This is a genomic window from Proteiniphilum sp., assembly GCF_034331125.1.
GTDB classification, from domain to species: domain Bacteria; phylum Bacteroidota; class Bacteroidia; order Bacteroidales; family Dysgonomonadaceae; genus Proteiniphilum; species Proteiniphilum saccharofermentans.
The window spans coordinates 26,767-43,746 of the sequence record NZ_JAXQGC010000052.1 but is presented as its reverse complement, the minus strand read 5'-3'; the positions used below and the strand labels follow the sequence as shown (position 1 = coordinate 43,746).

Genomic DNA, 16,980 nt, shown 5'->3' with positions numbered 1-16,980 from the left:
TGTCTTTATAATAATCGCTTCCCCGGAGGTTTTCATGCCCGGGAAGTTTCCGGTCGACGTCAAACAGTTGGATAGGGGCAATCATATTTGTGATGAACCTGATCCGGCACATGAGGGATATTCCCCTGTCTTATTTTGTCTCGTTACTATCGAAACTGATGAAAGTGAGAAATATAAACATTTATCCACTCAAGCCACAAATGGAATTGTGTGCATGATTGGGATTTAATAAGCAGACCCTATATACAAAACTTTTGGGGGCAAATTTATGGATTTGGTATTCTTAAGTAACTAACCACCTGGACACTTTATTTCTGAATATTGGGTGATTCCAATCCGTAACCTTTCTTTTTGTCTTCCGCTTTCAGTAAAAAGGCTACAATCAATGCCAGTATGCCAAAACCGGTAAAAATCATCATCGGTAATGTATAATCATATGTATTCACTGTAAGTCCGTCTCGGACAGTTTGTCCGGTAATACAATATTTTTCAAGGACCCAACCAATCAACAGGGGTACTCCAGCCAGACCCCAGTTCTGTACCCAGAAGATAAGAGAATAAGCGGTACCCAATCGTTTTTCGGGTACAATTTTGGGAACTGAAGGCCACATGGCCGAGGGTACCAGTGAAAAAGCAATTCCCAGAATCACTACCAGCACCATAGCAAAGATCCAACTGTTCAAACCTGGTATGGAGAAAAGTGCATGTACCAATATCAGCAATAATGAACCGATGATCATAATAGTAGCGCCTCTCCCTTTTTTATCGTAAATTCCTCCGAACAGGGGTGTCAGCAGGATATTCCCGAAAGGTAATAACATGGGTATCATTCCGGCCAGATCTTCTGCTACGCCGAATTTATTCACCATCAAATCAGTAGCATATTTGAGGAAGGGAAAAACGGCGGAATAAAACAAAACGCACAAGATAGCGATATACCACCATCCCCTGTTATTTAATATTTTCCCGATATCCGATATTTTAAACTCGTCTTCAGGATTCTTCTCTTCAGCATTATCTATGGCTTCCGAGGCATCCAGCTTCCGATCCATCACCATATAGGCAAAGAAGGCAATCAGCCCGATACAAAGACCAATCAGCGCTACTAATACCGGACGGGATACGTCGACAATACCCGTCGCTTTGGCAATCGGCACGGAGAAACCCAATGCAAGCGCAGTACCGATACGGGCCATAGCGACCTGCATTCCCATAGCAGTAGCCAATTCTTTCCCCTTGAACCATTTCACAATGATCTTCGACACGGTGATACCGGCCACCTCAACTCCTACGGCAAAAATGGCAAATCCGATACTGGCCCAGAAAACCTGTGCATCCAGCCCGAACAGGGTTGTCCCCCGTAACGATTCGGTAGATACCGCCCAGTATTTAAGTGCCGTCCCGATAACCATTACTGCAGCGGCTCCCACTCCTGTGAGCCTGACTCCCAGCTTATCAAGGATGATTCCTCCCAATATAAGCATCAACAGGAAGATATTGAACCAGCCATATGAACTGGTAAATGTACCGTACTCGGCCCGGCTCCATCCGAGTTGTGCTTCCAGCAGGCCGGCCAAGGGCGCCATGATATCTGTTAAAAAATATCCGCACATCATTGTGAAGGAGACAATGAAAAGTGCAGACCACCTTGCCGCTGCAGAATCTCTGAGCGATTGTCTGATTTTTTCTACCATTTTCTTGTTATTTTTTGATGTCTGTTTTTTTGAAGAGACAAATATAGTTAATCTTCACCATTTATCGGGGAAAACCAGTACTGTTTTTCATCTGTCAGGTTGCTTAAATATCATCTACCTCTAACCGGTTAAGAAATGAAGTCGTTTTTCGTATTTCTTTATACATCACAATATCTTCATCGATAAAAGGCACTTCTTTGCGATAAGCTTTCAGTATCTTTTCTATCAACGGGGAAGATTTAAGGGGGCGTCTGAATTCCATCGCCTGCGCCGCATTCATCAGTTCAATGGAAAGAATGATATCGAGATTATCCATCACTTTGAGCAGTTTGACAGCCGAGGTGGCGCCCATGCTCACATGATCTTCCTGGCCGTTGGACGAAACGATCGAGTCGGTACTTGCCGGAGCACAATACATCTTGTTCTGGCTCACTACCGAGGCCGCCACATATTGAGGTATCATAAAACCCGAGTTAAGACCCGGGTTGGCTACCAGAAATTCCGGGAGTTCCCGTTTGCCAAGGATAAGCTGGGCGGTACGCCGCTCGGATATATTTCCCAGTTCTGCCAGGGCGATGGCCAGGAAATCGAAAGCCACGGCAAGGGGTTGTCCATGGAAATTACCACCTGAAATGATCTCGTCATCATCCGGGAAAATGGTAGGATTGTCGGTCACAGAATTGACCTCCGTCATCACCACCGATTTCACATAATTAATAGCATCTTTGGTCGCGCCATGCACCTGTGGCACGCAACGGAAAGAATAAGGATCTTGCAAATGTTCCTTTTCTCCTGAGATGATGTCGCTTCCTTCCAGGAATCTGCGTATATTCCTTCCTGTTTCCAGTTGTCCCTGATGAGGTCGTATAAGTTGTAGTTTCTCTTCAAACGGTTCGAGATGGCCGTCGTATGCATCAAGCGACATGGCAGCGATCAGGTCGGCCCGTTTGGATAACCGCTCCGCTTTCATAATGGCATAGACTCCGTGAGCCGACATAAACTGTGTACCGTTCAACAGAGCCAGTCCTTCTTTACTCTTCAACCGGATCGGCTTCCATCCGAATTCATCGAGCACCACGCCTATATCCTGTTTCTTTCCTTTGTAGAAAACATCACCTACACCGATCAAAGGGAGGAAGAGATTAGCCAGCGGTGCGAGGTCACCTGAAGCGCCCAGTGAACCTTTATCGTACACGATGGGTAGGATATCGTTGTTAAACAGGTCAAGCATCCGTTGCACCGTCACCGCCTGCACTCCGCTATAACCCAATGAGAGGGCATATGCTTTAAGCAGGAACATCAGCTTGACGATCAATGGAGGCACCTCTTCACCCACGCTGCAAGCATGTGATTTCACCAGATTTTCCTGAAGTGTGCTTAGGTCGTCATTCGAAATCGTGCGGTTGTACAATGAACCAAATCCGGTAGTGATGCCATAGATCGGTCCTGTTTGATTTTCCATTTTCTTATCAAGGTAATCTCGGCATTTTTGTATCCGCTCCTTGGCCTCAGGAGACAGTTCCAGCTTTATATTCTCGGTAATGATCCATTTCAGGTCATCCAATGTAAGTTCTTTTTCCCCTATATAGTAGATATTTTTCATATGACTAAAACTATTATTTTCAATGGTGTCATATGGAACTCGCTTTTAGTCATGCTCTTATGTGAGAACAATTATCATGCTCGTTTCATAGGATTATTTTACTTTATTCGATATATGAAATCTTTATTTTCCGGTTCGTTCCACTCCATTAAATTATAGATTTCACCCAATCAGTCATTTCGTTCTCCCTGGTAATAGTATCTTTTTCAATCCTTTCACATTTTTCTTTTAGTTCTTCGACAAACACCGTATCGTTGATACCACCCAGGTTGATACGGACATTGAGCAACGCTCCCATAATGGCGGTACGACAAGCCATCAGGCCGACCATCCCGTCAGTCACGGCATTCTTATTTCCCTTTCGGATCGTTTCAATGATGGTATCTAACATTTTATGTGCCCGTTCTGCTACTTCCATCGGGACGAGCGAAGCAACCTTCATGGCTTCCTGAATTTTTTCGCTACGCAGTTTTTTTTGTTCATCCGTCTCCTTGGGCAGTTTGTAGGCATCCATCACCAAACTGTATGCATCGGCGTCACGATCGATGTCGTTGATGAAATGTAGCCTGTTCTCCTCCATCTCTTCCACGATTTTTTTCATTTGCTCCTCCACACCGGCATAATTTTTCTTGCCGACGGTCAGGTTGGCCATCATCCCTGTCAATGCCGAAGCGATAGCGGCATTCAATGCCGAAGAACTGCCGCCGCCTGGAAGAGCTTCATTAGCCGCGGTTTTTTCAAGAAATTCTTTTAAAGTTAAATCCTGTAGTTTCATAAATTAAAAATTGAAAGTTGAAAATTGAAAATTAATAGTGAAAAGTGGTGAATGAATTAGCACATTGGCATATTAGCACATTGAAAAGACAATCTCTCCTCTTTTTATTACCGTTTCCACGATATTCATCCCCACATGATAAGGCAGGAACTTATAGGAAGGGAATTGCAGCAATATCAGGTCTCCCTGCTTACCGACATCGATGCTGCCGATATAGTCAGCCCGGTTGATGGCTGCCGCACTGTTGATGGTAAAAGCAGTGACTGCTTCTTCGGGCGATAACTGCATATAAATACAAGCAATGGCGAAGAGCAACGGTACCGACGCAGTGAATGAGCTTCCGGGATTGAGATCGGTAGCCAGCGCTACCATACAATCGGTATCGATCATCTCCCTGCCCCGGGCATATTTCTCCCGCAATGAAAAGGCAGTAAGGGGTAATAGTGTGGCTACGACATCTGCTTCGGCCATGGCCCGAATTCCTTCGTCCGATGCCTGCAACAGGTGGTCGGCAGAGAGACAACGAAGTTCTGCTGCCAATTCAGCTCCTCCCATCGGCACTATTTCATCAGCATGCATCTTCAACAGGAATCCATGCTCCCGCGCCGCTGCCAGGTAGCGGCGCGATTGTTCCACGGAGAAAACACCTTTCTCGCAGAAGATATCGACCGCTTCGGCCAACTTTTCTCCTGCCACAAGAGGAAACATCTCACGGATATTGAAATCGATAAATTCATCTTCTTTCCCCTTCCACTCCTCCGGTATGGCATGAGCCCCCATAAAGGTTGGTATGATATCCATCGGATGGGTTTCATTCAGGCGGCGCATCACGCGGAGCTGTTTTAGTTCGGTATCCCTGTCGAGCCCGTATCCGCTCTTTCCTTCCACAGTGGTAATACCCAGCCGCATCATCGCATCGAGCCGCTGCCTGCCGGATTCTATCAACTCCTCTTCCGTCGCTTCACGTGTAGCACGGGCCGTATTTACAATGCCTCCTCCACGGTTCATAATATCCATATAGCTATCGCCCCGCATCCGCCAGGAGAACTCCTCCTCACGGTATCCGCCGAACACGAAATGGGTATGCGGATCGACAAACCCGGGAAGCAATGCCTTGCCGCTAGCATCGATCAGGGTGTAATCCCGTTCGCTTACAGGGATCCCTTCCCCGGGATGAAGCACATGAGATATGATACCGCCGGTCACGATCACCGTCCCGCCTTTAATCACCTGCAAGTCGGACATCTCCCTACCCCGTTTTCCTTCAAAACCGCTGCAAGTAACTACCTGGGCGGCATTTTTTACGATCAGGTTATTCATCTGTTCGTTTAAATTTATTCATCATCAAACCTCCGGTGAATGGAGCAAAACTTGCTATTTCAAACGATCTGCGATTCGGATCCATCTTGAAATAATAGGGCAATGACCCGCCATAACTTGATATTATATCTCGCAAATAGATACTATCTCCTGTGATCTCATACGTATAAATACCACTTCCTATTTTAGGAAGCTCGTAGCCATTTCTTTTTTCTTTTCCTCTTCTTAGTTCGAATGTTTTCTTTGAGGTAAACATCCTTGTATTAAAATCAATAGTATCTATTTTTGTGTCCGTATGCACCCATACACCATTTAGATATTTGGTATTCAATTCATCATTATTTTCCTTACTACACAACAACACAGTGAAAATAGACATTAATTGTAGTACTGTTTTCATTTTAATCGGTATTCAGTTGTTTGTTATTATTTTTCAATATTGTTTTCATGTAGTCCTATTATTCCATTAAACGGGTTTCAAGTACCTGATTGACAGAGAAATTCTCGAGTCCCAGATAGTATGCGGCCGTATCAACCAATGCTTCCATCGGAACAAGTCCGATCACTTCGGCGCCCACCACAGGCACTCCGTAACGTTGCGCTTCGATGCGCACTAGCTCATGGGCCCGGTAGATCGCTGTTTTGGTGTAGTCGGTCAGGTTCATCGATACCTGTGTGATGCCACGATCTTCCAGCACCACACCCATCGCTTTGCAGAACCGCAATCCTCCGCCGACATGGCGTACTTTTTTGCTGATAGCGGTCGCGATCTCCAGATTATTAGTACCCAAGTTCACATTGTAAGCCACCAACGGCATGCGTGCGCCGATGGCAACGACCCCGGCCGTGGGATGCGGTTTAAAAGGGCCGAAATCGGGTGTCCATTCCGGCAGTTTCATCTTATCGGACAATCCCTCAAATTCGCCCTTACGTACGGCGGAGAGATTTTCGCGGTGCGTTGCCGAAGCCGATTTCTCGTAAAGATAGACCGGAAGGCCGAATCTCTCTCCCACCGTTTGTGCAACCTCTTTCGATAGTGCTACTGCCTCCTCCATCGTCACATTTTTAATCGGGATAAACGGCACCACATCCACCGCTCCCATGCGGGGGTGCTGTCCGTGGTGTTGTGTAAGGTCGATCAGTTCCACTGCTCGTCCTATCGCTTCAATCACTGCGTTTTTCAATGCTTCCGGTTCACCTGCTACGGTAATCACCGACCGGTTATGATCCGCATCTCCACTGTAATCCAACAGTTTTACACCCTCTTTACCGCGGAATGCATCCGCAATCTTCTCGATCTTTTGTTTGTCGCGCCCCTCACTGAAATTGGGCACACATTCCATGATTTTGTTCATAATACCTCCTCCAACTCCCACTATAAGGAAGCGATTTAAAGTTTTATCAGTAATTATTTGACTATTTATTTAGAAACTCGTTCACTTCTTGTTTTAACAAAGGCAAATGATTTATTACAATACTCCATAATATATCCGGCACCAAAGTATCATAACCATGAATTATATAGTTCCGTGTATCAACAATCTGACGAGCATTTGTAATGGAAATATTACTGTCTGCTTTTAATATCCGGTTCATTGCTTCTCCTATTACCTCAATATTACGTTCAACGGCTCGTCTCAACAAAGTATTATTCAAAAATTCATCGTATTGTTTTGGTATCGACACAAAAAATAATTCAATTTCATCAATAGCATAGAGGATATCTTCCAGAGACTTTTTTATATTATCATCCATAAATTAATACTTTAGTATTTTCTATGTTATTCCTTAGATATGAATTACGGATAGGTTGTTCTTCCATTAGATCTACTTTCCTTTCAAATATATCTTCCAATGAATATTTAAAATCAAAGAAATGCAAAAAATGATCTTTGACGGTTTTTTTATCAAAATCCACAATCAAATCAATATCACTTTCTTCGTCAAAGTGATCGGTAAGTACTGAACCGAAAGCAAAAAGCTTGTTCACATTGTATTTGCGGCACAAATCGGCTATCTGAGAATTATATGCACTGAAAAAGTCCATAACAGATTATTTTAAACGATTAAACGGTAATTTTACAAAATACTTTTTGTGTTGCAATTTTAATTATAAATTTTCAATTCCGCGCAAACATCCTACTGCTCATTGCAAATATAGCGAAAGCTGAAAGCAGTGTCAAGCTTGCTTGAACACTGCCAAGGCGCATCCTATATTCTACAAATATAGCAATAATTTTACGTATCTCTACTCGTTATTATAAAATGATATCATTCAGTATCTCATCATCCACAAGATAAGGTTCGGTGATATGATAACCGTCTGCGTGTGACCGGTTAAACGCATTCACTGTACTTATAGCATTAGAGTTACGGGCCCATGAACGGCGTGCCACACCTCCCATCACATCCCACAACATGGCCGAACGTAGGATCTCATCCACCCGCCTGCTGCCGTCACATACCATACCAAAGCCGCCGTTAACTGCTTTCCCAATACCCACGCCGCCACCGTTATGCAGCGCCACCAGGCTCATGCCACGGGCTGCATTGCCGGCAAAGCACTGCACTGCCATATCGGCCATCACGTTGCTGCCGTCCTTGATATTGGCAGTTTCCCTGAATGGTGAATCGGTACCGCTCACATCGTGATGATCACGTCCCAGCATCACGGGGCCAATCTCACCGTTACGCACCATCTCGTTAAATTTCAACGCGATCTTCAGCCGTCCTTCCGCATCCTGATAGAGAATACGGGCTTGTGTACCGACTACCAACCGGTTCTTCTCCGCATCGCGGATCCATATCCAGTTGTCGCGATCCTGTCCCCGCCGATCCGGATCGATGCACTCCATCGCCGCCCGGTCGGTTCTGACCAGGTCTTCATGCTTTCCGCTCAGGCATACCCAACGGAAAGGACCGTAGCCATAGTCGAACAGTTCAGGCCCCATAATATCCTCCACATACGAAGGCCAGATAAATCCCTCTTTCTCGTCCCTGCCGTTCTTCGATATCTCCTTCACTCCGGCATCATACACCGCTTTCATAAAAGAATTGCCATAGTCGAAGAAGTAAGTACCTTTGTCCACCAATTTCCGGATTACATCGAAATGGCGTCGGAGCGATGCATCGACCAGTTCCCTGAATGTCAACCGATCTTTATGTAATAGACGGGTACGCTCTTCAAAGGTGATGCCGGCAGGGCAATAACCACCTGTATAGGGTTCATGACACGAAGTCTGGTCGCTTAGCAGTTCTATATGGATATTGTGCTGTTCCGCATATTCCAGCAGATCGACAATATTTCCGTGGTAAGCGATAGAAAGTGGCTCTTTGCGTTTAATCGCTTCATCCGCCCAATGGAATGCCTCGGGCAAATTGCCGGTAATCCGTTGCACCCATCCTTGTGAATGACGTGTTTCAATACGCGAAACATCCACCTCGGCAATAAGTGAAACCGCACCGGCAATATCGGCCGCTTTGGGTTGCGCACCACTCATCCCGCCCAGACCGGAGGAAACAAACAATCGTCCCCGCAGATCACCGTCTTGCGGAATACCCAGCTTTAGCCGGCCCGCATTCAATAGCGTATTGAATGTCCCATGGACGATACCTTGCGGCCCGATATACATCCAACCGCCGGCGGTCATCTGTCCATAGTTAGCTACTCCCATCTGGGCAGCGACCTCCCAATCTGCCAGATTATCGAACATACCCACCATCATCGAGTTAGTGATAATCACCCTGGGGGCATCCGGCCTCGACCTGAACAGTCCCAGCGGATGCCCGCTCTCGATCACCAGTGTCTGTTCCCGCGTCAACTCTTCCAGATACATTTTGATCAGCCGGTATTGCATCCAGTTCTGGCATACCTGCCCGGTTTCACCATACGTGACCAATTCATAGGGATAGAGCGCGATATCGAAACAAAGGTTATTATCGATCATCACCTGAAAGGCTTTCCCCTCCACGCATTTTCCTTTATACTGATCGATGGATTTGGCTTTCAGGCCTCCTTCGGGACGATAGCGGTAGCCGTAGATCCGGCCGCGCGTTTTCAGTTCTTCCAGAAATTCGGGTGCTAACTCTGCATGCAATTCCGTGGGAATATAACGCAGTGCATTTTCCAATGCTGTTTTTGTCTGGCTGCTTGTCAGGCTGAACCCACGATCAGGCGCACGACGGATTCCTTCGCGAAATGCAGGATATGAAGGCAATTGATTAGGTAAGGTTATTCGCATTGCTTTAAATTTTTAATTTTTAATGCTGGAAGTAGATCAACATACTTCTTTACAAAATTAGCAATTGGTAGCATTTTAAACAAACTTTGATTTTGCTTAAACCTAAGTTCAACTATCGTTCAAAGAATGAGAAAATATGCATAGGATAAAGCAGTTAAGATGGATCAAAGAACAGTAAGAAACAATCCTTATGTCAGAAAAATGATAAAACAAATAAATTCATTCTTCAAGTTAAACTGGTTCGTATTCGTTTGTGTATTGTCAGGAATAATTATCGGTTACATATACTGGTATTATTGGGGAATATATTACGGCACTCTCCCTCTCTCTTCCGTGTGCTGGGTAAATTGTACCTACGGAGGATTGATCGGGGGATTCCTGGGTAGTTTAATAAAGGAATAATTTTGAGGAACCCCCGATGACGTTACAAATATTACAAAAGTGCATACCTCAGCATTTATGCGAAACAGGGAAAGATAAGAGAAGACGGGGCATCAATCCTTCAGGGCTTTCCATACTTCAACCGGATAGTCTGACTCAATGATGTCGGGACTTATCCTGATTGCTTGTCTGTAGGCAGATTCTCTTTCTTCGGCTGTTCTTAGCCGGTCGAGTGATGGAGCGTATGACACCATACATCTGACACCTTTGGCCCGTAACTGTTCTACAATATGTCTGTTGGAGTCGTTAATCGTCTGTCCTACATAAGCAATCATGCTTTCCCAGGGAACACCCGAAATAGCAATATCTGCGAATTCTTCATCAGTCCTTGCGAATACTGACAACATGATTCCCGGTAATCTGTCGGAATAATATCTTGCCTGTGCTCCGGTGTGTACTGTAAGCATTACATGCTTTTCCGCCTTGTGCTTCTTGATCAACTCCACAATCATATGAAGCGGTACATCTTTCTTATCGAGATTGACAACGGTCTTACCTTTACTCCATTTGATCACCTCTTCGAGTGTGGGTATTTTGGCAGAAGTGACATTTCCTTCATGATCTTTTAGTCTTACCGATTGTAGCTCGGAGAAGGTATAATCAGAGAGATTACCGGTCGCATCAGTAGTCCTGTCCAGTGTGGCATCATGCATAAGTACAATAATACTATCTTTGGTCAGGCGGGGATCTATCTCGAAGAAAGCAGGCATTTGGCTCAACACATGCTGGAATCCTTCAATGCTATTTTCCGGATATCCGGCTTCACGACCTCCTCTATGCCCGCTTACCAAGATTGAGCTATCACCTTTATAGGCAAAATATTGATACGTATCTTTGAGCTTTTTAAATTTAATATAATTTTCTTCACCCTTTCCGGATTTGCAGCTGTTAAGAGACAGCAGTATAACCAACAAAAGAGAGATAGCAAAAAGTAGATTGTTATTGATTTTTATCATAATTATCCTATAGCTTATTCGAGTTTTGCAACATCGTATAATAGTAACTAAATCATGCGAAAGGTCTCAAAGAGTATTCGCTCTTCAAAAATATAACATAAAGATAGAAAAAACTAATAATATGCTCACTAAACGGATAAAAATATGTATGGGCAACCCAAAGAATAATAATACCGGACAACTAACAAGTATAAAAAAGAGCGAACAAAGCCGCTCTTTCCATTTTTTCATTTTTAAGGTTTTGGTTATTGCAATCTGACAAGACGGTAAAGGAGCTGTTGAATAGCTTCCTGGATATCATCGAGGATCGATCCTGAAAAGTCTTCTGTAAACAAATCACGTTTGGAATCCACATACTCGTAGAAGCCCGTAGCGTGTTTTACAATATCTCCCGGGACAGAAGTCTGGGGAATCACGATATCCAAATCACCCTTCAACGCGTAAGTAGTTTCGGTAATCCGGTCCAGCAAGCCAGTCAGAGTATCTATAGCCTGATCCAGAGCAATATGCTGGGCATAACTACCTTTACCTGTCACATGCCAATGATAAAGCTTTAAACTATTGTTAAATGAAAAAAGTTCTCCAATGAAAGTTCCGATTTCCTTGCTAGCGGAACTTGTCTTTGATTTTGGTTGTTTTGCTGTTACTGTGCTCATAACTATTATTTTTAGATCGTTAATATATATCAAACAAACCAGAAAGAAAAAAGTGCTCACTTGTTGATTGAAGATATTTATAACCCATACACTTTAACTATATATTAGTTACTTTATATCGCGAAATACCCGCCTAATTTTGTATCTTTGAAGATATTTTAAAAAAGATTGCAACATGAATTACAAACTGGAAATCTGTGCCAACTCCGTCGCCAGTTGCCTGGAAGCCCAAAAGGGAGGTGCTTATCGGGTAGAACTATGTGCTGCCATCCCAGAAGGGGGCACCACCCCGTCTTATGGCGATATTACCGTGGCAAGGGAATTGTTGGATATCAAGCTGAATGTAATTATCCGTCCGAGAAGTGGAGACTTTCTCTATTCGGCACTGGAGCATAGGATCATGCTGAAAGATATCGAAATAGCCCGCCAACTGGGAGTCGACGGTGTAGTGATCGGATGCCTCACGGCAGAGGGTGAAGTGGATATGGAGCGGAACCGGGAACTGATTGACGCTGCGGGGGAGATGAGCGTCACCTTTCACCGAGCATTCGATATGTGTCGTGATCCATTCGACAGTCTTGAAAAAATCATTTCTCTGGGATGCCATAGGATACTCACTTCGGGGCAACAGCAACAGGCAGAACAAGGTGTTCCACTTCTGAAAGAGTTGGTGCAACGCGCGGACGACCGCATTATCATTATGCCCGGCAGTGGCATCAACATGAACAATATAACTACCATTGCAAGGGAGACCGGAGCAAAGGAGTTCCATCTTTCTGCAAGAAAACCGGTAGAAAGTGCCATGATCTATCGCAATCCCAATATCAAAATGGGAGGCACTGCGGTGATGATTGAGGAATATGAACAACAGGTCACTAATTCGAATTTGGTACGTAATACGTTGAAAGCGTTGGAAAATCTTTCCATTTAAATAGCTTTTCTCTCAGCTTTCACTATATTTCCATTATATAGGATGCGCCTTGGAAAATCTCAAGCAAGCTTGGTTTTTCTCTCGGCTTTCACTATATTTGCATCATATCTATTTAAATTCCAACAATTATGGGTAGAAATAGTAAAATGCTAATGACAAAATAAATACTGTTTCTTGAATCGGGCCTCTAAATCATTTTGGAATATGAAACACAGTTGTCCTATTTTAATAGTTTTGTTTGCATTGATCATATCTTCCTGCTCCGAAGACGATGCAAAACTCATTTATGAGCCGGGCATATACAGGCCTTACAAACAGGATATCTCACCTATTTACGCTTTTACCGACAACAAAGAGATTGATGGTAGTTCTATAAAAGTAACAGGCCCGTCGGGAAAGACCGGTGATATTCATATTGTAGATATGGAACCCAGGGTGGATGCATTGAGAGAACCAACAATACGATATAACACCATTCTTCTGGGAAGAAGAGGTACGACCAGAGTCTTCTGTCCAACCTGTTTGGATGTCCCTATGCAAATAAGTGTAAAGAATGATAGCCTCTTTTTGGCGCCAAAAGATTTGACAGAGGCAGTGAAATTTGCCCCCTATACTGAAATGGGCCTTGCTGTTGTCAGCGGAGAGGAAGCGGAACTCCATACAACTTTACGGGGGAAAATAACGGAAGGAGGATTTATACTATCTACTTATAATATTTTCATTAAATCTTCAAGTAATACAAAAGGCACTGCTGATGCCAATTATCTCGATCTCGATTATCTGAAAAGCGAACTTAAGAAGAACGACACTTTGGTATATGTAAAAAAAGAAACTTATTTTAGGAAACCATAGGAAACTGGCCCCTTTCCATTATTGATGAGTCTATCAACAGATATGCAATAGAATTAAAAGACCTCAATAATAAAAAAGTAAAGAGTATCTTTGCGCTATCAATCGCGTAAAGAAAAAGTGAATAATTACAAAACCCAAAGAAAATGAAGAGAATCAAACAATTGATTATTGCCATAGTGATCGCTCTGCTTACTGTGTCCTGTAATACAGGAGGCAGTGGTATGGCGGAAGCCAATTATGAAGTAGTCCCCTTACCCAACGAAATTAACATAAAGAAGGGAATCCCTTTCACATTTTCCGGAAGTACCAGGATCGTCTATCCGGAAGGTAATGAAAAGATGCAACGCAATGCCGAGTTCCTGGCAGAATATATGGAATTATCCACGGGAATCAAACCGGTTGTCACGATTGACATTCATGATCAGAACGCCGTTATCCTGTCCACAGGATTAAAAAATGAAAATCCCGAAGCATACCAAATCACCGTCGACGAGCAAACCATCCGGATTGACGGTGCCTCTGAAGCTGCGGTATTCTACGGTATCCAAACATTGCGCAAGGCCACTCCTGTGGAGAAAACAGGAGCTGTTTCCTATGCCCCTGCCACGATTATCGATGCACCCCGTTTCGGTTACCGCGGCTCAATGCTCGACATAGCCCGCCACTTCCAGCCGGTGGAATTTGTAAAGAAATATATCAATCTGCTGGCACTGCATAATATCAACCGTTTCCACTGGCATCTGACCGACGACCAGGGATGGAGGATACAGATCGATGCGTACCCGAAACTAACAGAAGTAGGATCGATGCGTAAAGAAACGGTGATCGGCCGTAACAGCGGTGAATATGACGGTATACCACACGGTGGTTTCTATACAAAAGAAGAACTCAAAGAAATAGTGGCATACGCACAAGAACGCTATATTACCGTGATCCCCGAAGTGGATCTTCCCGGACATATGCTGGCAGCACTGGCTGCTTATCCTGAATTGGGATGTACCGGCGGACCATACGAAGTAGAGGGATCATGGGGGGTATTTGATGATGTACTCTGCGCAGGAAACGATTCCACCTATATCTTCCTTGAAGCGGTATTGACAGAGGTGATGGAGATATTCCCATCGGAGTATATCCATATCGGTGGGGATGAATCGCCGAAAACACGTTGGGAAGAATGCCCCCGCTGCCAGGCACGGATCAAGGAACTGGGACTGAAGGACCACGACGGACATACTGCAGAACACTACTTGCAGAGTTATGTGACTGCCCGCATGGAACAATTCCTGAACAGCCACGGAAGAAGAATCATCGGATGGGATGAGATTCTCGAAGGTGAACTGGCTCCGAATGCTACCGTGATGTCGTGGCGCGGTATGGGTGGAGGTATTGAAGCTGCACAGATGGGACATGATGTGATCATGACACCTACCACTTATGCTTATTTCGATTATTATCAGACGCACAATACCGAAGAGGAACCTTTTGGCATTGGCGGATACCTCCCTATTGAACAGGTTTATAGCTTTGAACCGGCACCGGAAACACTTACTCCTGCACAAAGAAGACATATCCTCGGGGCACAGGCCAATCTCTGGACCGAATATATCAAAACACCTGATCATGTGGAGTATATGCTCTTGCCCAGACTGGCTGCCATGAGCGAGGTACAGTGGATGCAACCCGAAAAGAAAGATTATCAGCAATTCCTAAAACGATTGCCGAGACTGCTGAAGCTTTATGACAAACTGGGATATAACTATGCCAGACATATCTTTGATGTGCAGGCCACACTTACTTCCAATACCGACAAGAATGCCCTTGATGTGGAATTCTCCACCATTGACAATGCTCCGGTATATTACACCCTGGATGGCAGTGAACCGACGGAAACCTCAACACGTTATGAAGGCAGATTCTCCATACAGGAGGACGCCACACTGAAAGCAGTCGCCATCCGTGAAGGAGGAGAAAATAGCCGCCTCTTCAATGAGACAATCAAAGTCACCAAGTCGACCTATAAACCTATCGAGTTATTGACAAAACCAGCCTCCGGCTATGCTTATACAGGGGCAACCATGTTGGTGGACGGCCTAAATGGCAGCAGCACCAATTACCGTACCGGACGATGGATGGGTTTTCAACGGGACGATCTTGTAGCAGTAATCGATATGCTGGAACCTGCGGAAATCAGTACTGCTGAAATCCGTACTGCTGTGGTTACCGGCGATTGGATCTTCAATGCTTCGGCCATTGAGATAGCCACTTCTGACGACAACAAGCATTTCACGACGGTAGCCACGAAGAAGATTGTAGACGATGCAACAGATAATTATGAAGGGATTTTCACCCATGATGTTTCATTTGACCCGGTGATTGCCCGCTATTTCAAGGTGACGGTGAAAACCTCTGTGATACCCGAATGGCATCCCGGAAAAGGAGGAAAAGGATTTATCTTTGTAGATGAAATAAGATTAGACTAAAATTAAACGGGATATGTACGGACAAAACCGTATTAAGACCCAATATATCAACAAGGCCTGCACGGGATACGATCCCTGATGCAGGCCTTGTCATCTATTATGAAACCGTTTACCAATATTGTATTCAAACAGGTTTACCAACCTTTCTGAACATTATATTTCCTCAACCTTATTATTTATTTTTGCAGCGAGTAAAGCAATTGGATTTCTTCGGCCCAGAGCGATTCATCCGGGGTCTCAAGGATTAACGGCAGATCGTCGAGCCGCGGATCGTTCACGATAAAAGAGAACATATCCATACCCATCACTCCCTTACCGAGGCTGTCGTGCCTGTCTACCCGAGTTGCCAACTCTTTTTTCGAGTCATTGATATGCATCCCTTTTAAATAGTGGAAACCCACTATCCGGTCGAACCGGCTGAACGTCTCATCATACCCTTCTCTCGTTCTGATCTCATAACCGGCAGCGAGAGTGTGTGCCGTATCGAGGCAGACACCTACCCTACTCTTATCATCTACCTTATCGATAATATGGGCAATCTGCTCGAAAGTGTACCCAAGGTTGGTCCCCTGCCCGGCGGTATTCTCGATAACGGCTGTCACTCCATTCGTCTTTTCAAGTGCTATGTTGATCGACTCGGCAATCCGGTCTAGGCAGGCATCGACCGGCATTTGATTCAGGTGGCTTCCCGGATGGAAATTAAACCGGTTCAATCCCAGTTGTTCGCAGCGTTTCATCTCATCATTAAAGGCTCCCCTTGATTTCTTCAGGGCCTCTTCTTCAGGATGGCCCAGATTGATCAGATAACTGTCGTGCGGAAGAATATGATCGGGTGAATAACCCAATTCTTCGCAACGCGACTTAAAAAGGTCGATATTCTGTTGGGTATAGGGTGATGCAAACCACTGACGCTGGTTCTTCGTAAAGAAAGCAAATGCCTTTGCCCTGATGGCGTGCGCGTTGAGGGGTGCATTCTCCACACCACCTGATGCACTGATATGAGCTCCGATAAATTTCATGATTTATTTTAT

The 16,980-nt window shown here is 44.6% G+C and carries 16 protein-coding genes; 4 read left to right on the top strand and 12 right to left on the bottom strand.

The annotated features are described in order from the left end of the window. The coding region (locus tag U2P89_RS12925; RefSeq protein ID WP_322191593.1) for a hypothetical protein at positions 1–229 on the top strand (229 nt) is incomplete at its 5' end. A 79-nt stretch (positions 230–308) separates the two neighbouring features. Here U2P89_RS12925 and U2P89_RS12920 read toward each other — a convergent pair. The 11 genes from U2P89_RS12920 to U2P89_RS12870 all read right to left on the bottom strand — a co-directional run bounded on the left by U2P89_RS12920 (position 309) and on the right by U2P89_RS12870 (position 11,686). Further along, positions 309–1,694, bottom strand: coding sequence for an MFS transporter (locus U2P89_RS12920; RefSeq protein ID WP_091909743.1), 1,386 nt, complete (start codon positions 1,692–1,694; stop codon positions 309–311). Between the two features lie 103 nt (positions 1,695–1,797). After that, positions 1,798–3,297 (bottom strand): histidine ammonia-lyase, encoded by a 1,500-nt coding sequence (hutH, locus tag U2P89_RS12915; RefSeq protein ID WP_092027799.1) that lies wholly within the window; start codon positions 3,295–3,297, stop codon positions 1,798–1,800. Positions 3,298–3,445: 148 nt separating this feature from the next. Further along, positions 3,446–4,072, bottom strand: coding sequence for a cyclodeaminase/cyclohydrolase family protein (locus tag U2P89_RS12910; protein WP_076930461.1), 627 nt, complete (start codon positions 4,070–4,072; stop codon positions 3,446–3,448). 72 nt (positions 4,073–4,144) lie between these two features. Beyond that, positions 4,145–5,392, bottom strand: a complete 1,248-nt coding sequence (gene hutI / locus U2P89_RS12905; RefSeq protein WP_091909748.1) for an imidazolonepropionase — start codon at positions 5,390–5,392, stop codon at positions 4,145–4,147. Beyond that, positions 5,385–5,792 carry a hypothetical protein gene (locus tag U2P89_RS12900; protein ID WP_322191592.1) on the bottom strand — a complete coding sequence of 136 codons (408 nt, stop codon included), beginning with the start codon at positions 5,790–5,792 and terminating at the stop codon, positions 5,385–5,387. The genes hutI and U2P89_RS12900 overlap by 8 nt, the downstream gene beginning before the upstream one ends. 58 nt (positions 5,793–5,850) lie before the next feature. Further along, positions 5,851–6,747: a glutamate formimidoyltransferase gene (ftcD, locus tag U2P89_RS12895; protein ID WP_091909782.1), complete on the bottom strand. Its 897-nt coding sequence runs from the start codon at positions 6,745–6,747 to the stop codon at positions 5,851–5,853. Between the two features lie 61 nt (positions 6,748–6,808). Beyond that, positions 6,809–7,147 carry a DUF86 domain-containing protein gene (locus U2P89_RS12890; protein ID WP_091909754.1) on the bottom strand — a complete coding sequence of 113 codons (339 nt, stop codon included), beginning with the start codon at positions 7,145–7,147 and terminating at the stop codon, positions 6,809–6,811. Continuing rightward, positions 7,140–7,439: a nucleotidyltransferase family protein gene (locus tag U2P89_RS12885; RefSeq protein WP_091909758.1), complete on the bottom strand. Its 300-nt coding sequence runs from the start codon at positions 7,437–7,439 to the stop codon at positions 7,140–7,142. Before U2P89_RS12885 ends, U2P89_RS12890 begins: the two co-directional genes overlap by 8 nt. A gap of 211 nt (positions 7,440–7,650) precedes the next feature. Further along, positions 7,651–9,633 (bottom strand): urocanate hydratase, encoded by a 1,983-nt coding sequence (locus tag U2P89_RS12880; RefSeq protein ID WP_091909762.1) that lies wholly within the window; start codon positions 9,631–9,633, stop codon positions 7,651–7,653. A 494-nt stretch (positions 9,634–10,127) separates the two neighbouring features. Then, positions 10,128–11,030 (bottom strand): glycerophosphodiester phosphodiesterase family protein, encoded by a 903-nt coding sequence (locus U2P89_RS12875; RefSeq protein ID WP_322191591.1) that lies wholly within the window; start codon positions 11,028–11,030, stop codon positions 10,128–10,130. Positions 11,031–11,275: 245 nt separating this feature from the next. Continuing rightward, a complete protein-coding gene (locus U2P89_RS12870; protein WP_076930448.1) occupies positions 11,276–11,686 on the bottom strand; it encodes a DUF5856 family protein in 411 nt (136 codons plus the stop codon). 175 nt (positions 11,687–11,861) lie between these two features. Between U2P89_RS12870 and U2P89_RS12865 the strand changes: the two genes are divergently transcribed. From U2P89_RS12865 to U2P89_RS12855, 3 genes are all read left to right on the top strand, one after another. Next, the gene (locus tag U2P89_RS12865; protein ID WP_322191590.1) at positions 11,862–12,617 is read left to right on the top strand and encodes a copper homeostasis protein CutC; all 756 of its coding nucleotides are present in this window, start codon (positions 11,862–11,864) and stop codon (positions 12,615–12,617) included. Between the two features lie 204 nt (positions 12,618–12,821). Next, positions 12,822–13,469 carry a hypothetical protein gene (locus U2P89_RS12860; protein WP_322191589.1) on the top strand — a complete coding sequence of 216 codons (648 nt, stop codon included), beginning with the start codon at positions 12,822–12,824 and terminating at the stop codon, positions 13,467–13,469. Between the two features lie 143 nt (positions 13,470–13,612). Beyond that, on the top strand, positions 13,613–15,949 hold the full coding sequence (locus U2P89_RS12855; RefSeq protein WP_092027807.1) for a glycoside hydrolase family 20 protein: 2,337 nt from the start codon (positions 13,613–13,615) through the stop codon (positions 15,947–15,949). Positions 15,950–16,125: 176 nt separating this feature from the next. On the opposite strand, the gene nfo is transcribed toward U2P89_RS12855, so the two are convergent. Beyond that, entirely contained in the window at positions 16,126–16,968 is an 843-nt protein-coding gene (gene nfo, locus U2P89_RS12850) for a deoxyribonuclease IV (RefSeq protein ID WP_091909131.1), read from the bottom strand. Positions 16,969–16,980 lie beyond the last annotated feature (12 nt).

What these genes read in the sequence shown, in the direction of transcription:
- ftcD (WP_091909782.1), bottom strand. Translation starts at nt 6,747, where the DNA reads ATGAACAAAATCATGGAATGTGTGCCCAATTTCAGTGAGGGGCGCGAC.
- U2P89_RS12855 (WP_092027807.1), top strand. Translation starts at nt 13,613, where the DNA reads ATGAAGAGAATCAAACAATTGATTATTGCCATAGTGATCGCTCTGCTT.
- U2P89_RS12900 (WP_322191592.1), bottom strand. Translation starts at nt 5,792, where the DNA reads ATGAAAACAGTACTACAATTAATGTCTATTTTCACTGTGTTGTTGTGT.
- U2P89_RS12870 (WP_076930448.1), bottom strand. Translation starts at nt 11,686, where the DNA reads ATGAGCACAGTAACAGCAAAACAACCAAAATCAAAGACAAGTTCCGCT.
- nfo (WP_091909131.1), bottom strand. Translation starts at nt 16,968, where the DNA reads ATGAAATTTATCGGAGCTCATATCAGTGCATCAGGTGGTGTGGAGAAT.
- U2P89_RS12920 (WP_091909743.1), bottom strand. Translation starts at nt 1,694, where the DNA reads ATGGTAGAAAAAATCAGACAATCGCTCAGAGATTCTGCAGCGGCAAGG.
- U2P89_RS12865 (WP_322191590.1), top strand. Translation starts at nt 11,862, where the DNA reads ATGAATTACAAACTGGAAATCTGTGCCAACTCCGTCGCCAGTTGCCTG.
- U2P89_RS12910 (WP_076930461.1), bottom strand. Translation starts at nt 4,072, where the DNA reads ATGAAACTACAGGATTTAACTTTAAAAGAATTTCTTGAAAAAACCGCG.
- U2P89_RS12860 (WP_322191589.1), top strand. Translation starts at nt 12,822, where the DNA reads ATGAAACACAGTTGTCCTATTTTAATAGTTTTGTTTGCATTGATCATA.
- U2P89_RS12890 (WP_091909754.1), bottom strand. Translation starts at nt 7,147, where the DNA reads ATGGATGATAATATAAAAAAGTCTCTGGAAGATATCCTCTATGCTATT.
- hutH (WP_092027799.1), bottom strand. Translation starts at nt 3,297, where the DNA reads ATGAAAAATATCTACTATATAGGGGAAAAAGAACTTACATTGGATGAC.
- U2P89_RS12885 (WP_091909758.1), bottom strand. Translation starts at nt 7,439, where the DNA reads ATGGACTTTTTCAGTGCATATAATTCTCAGATAGCCGATTTGTGCCGC.
- hutI (WP_091909748.1), bottom strand. Translation starts at nt 5,392, where the DNA reads ATGAATAACCTGATCGTAAAAAATGCCGCCCAGGTAGTTACTTGCAGC.
- U2P89_RS12875 (WP_322191591.1), bottom strand. Translation starts at nt 11,030, where the DNA reads ATGATAAAAATCAATAACAATCTACTTTTTGCTATCTCTCTTTTGTTG.
- U2P89_RS12880 (WP_091909762.1), bottom strand. Translation starts at nt 9,633, where the DNA reads ATGCGAATAACCTTACCTAATCAATTGCCTTCATATCCTGCATTTCGC.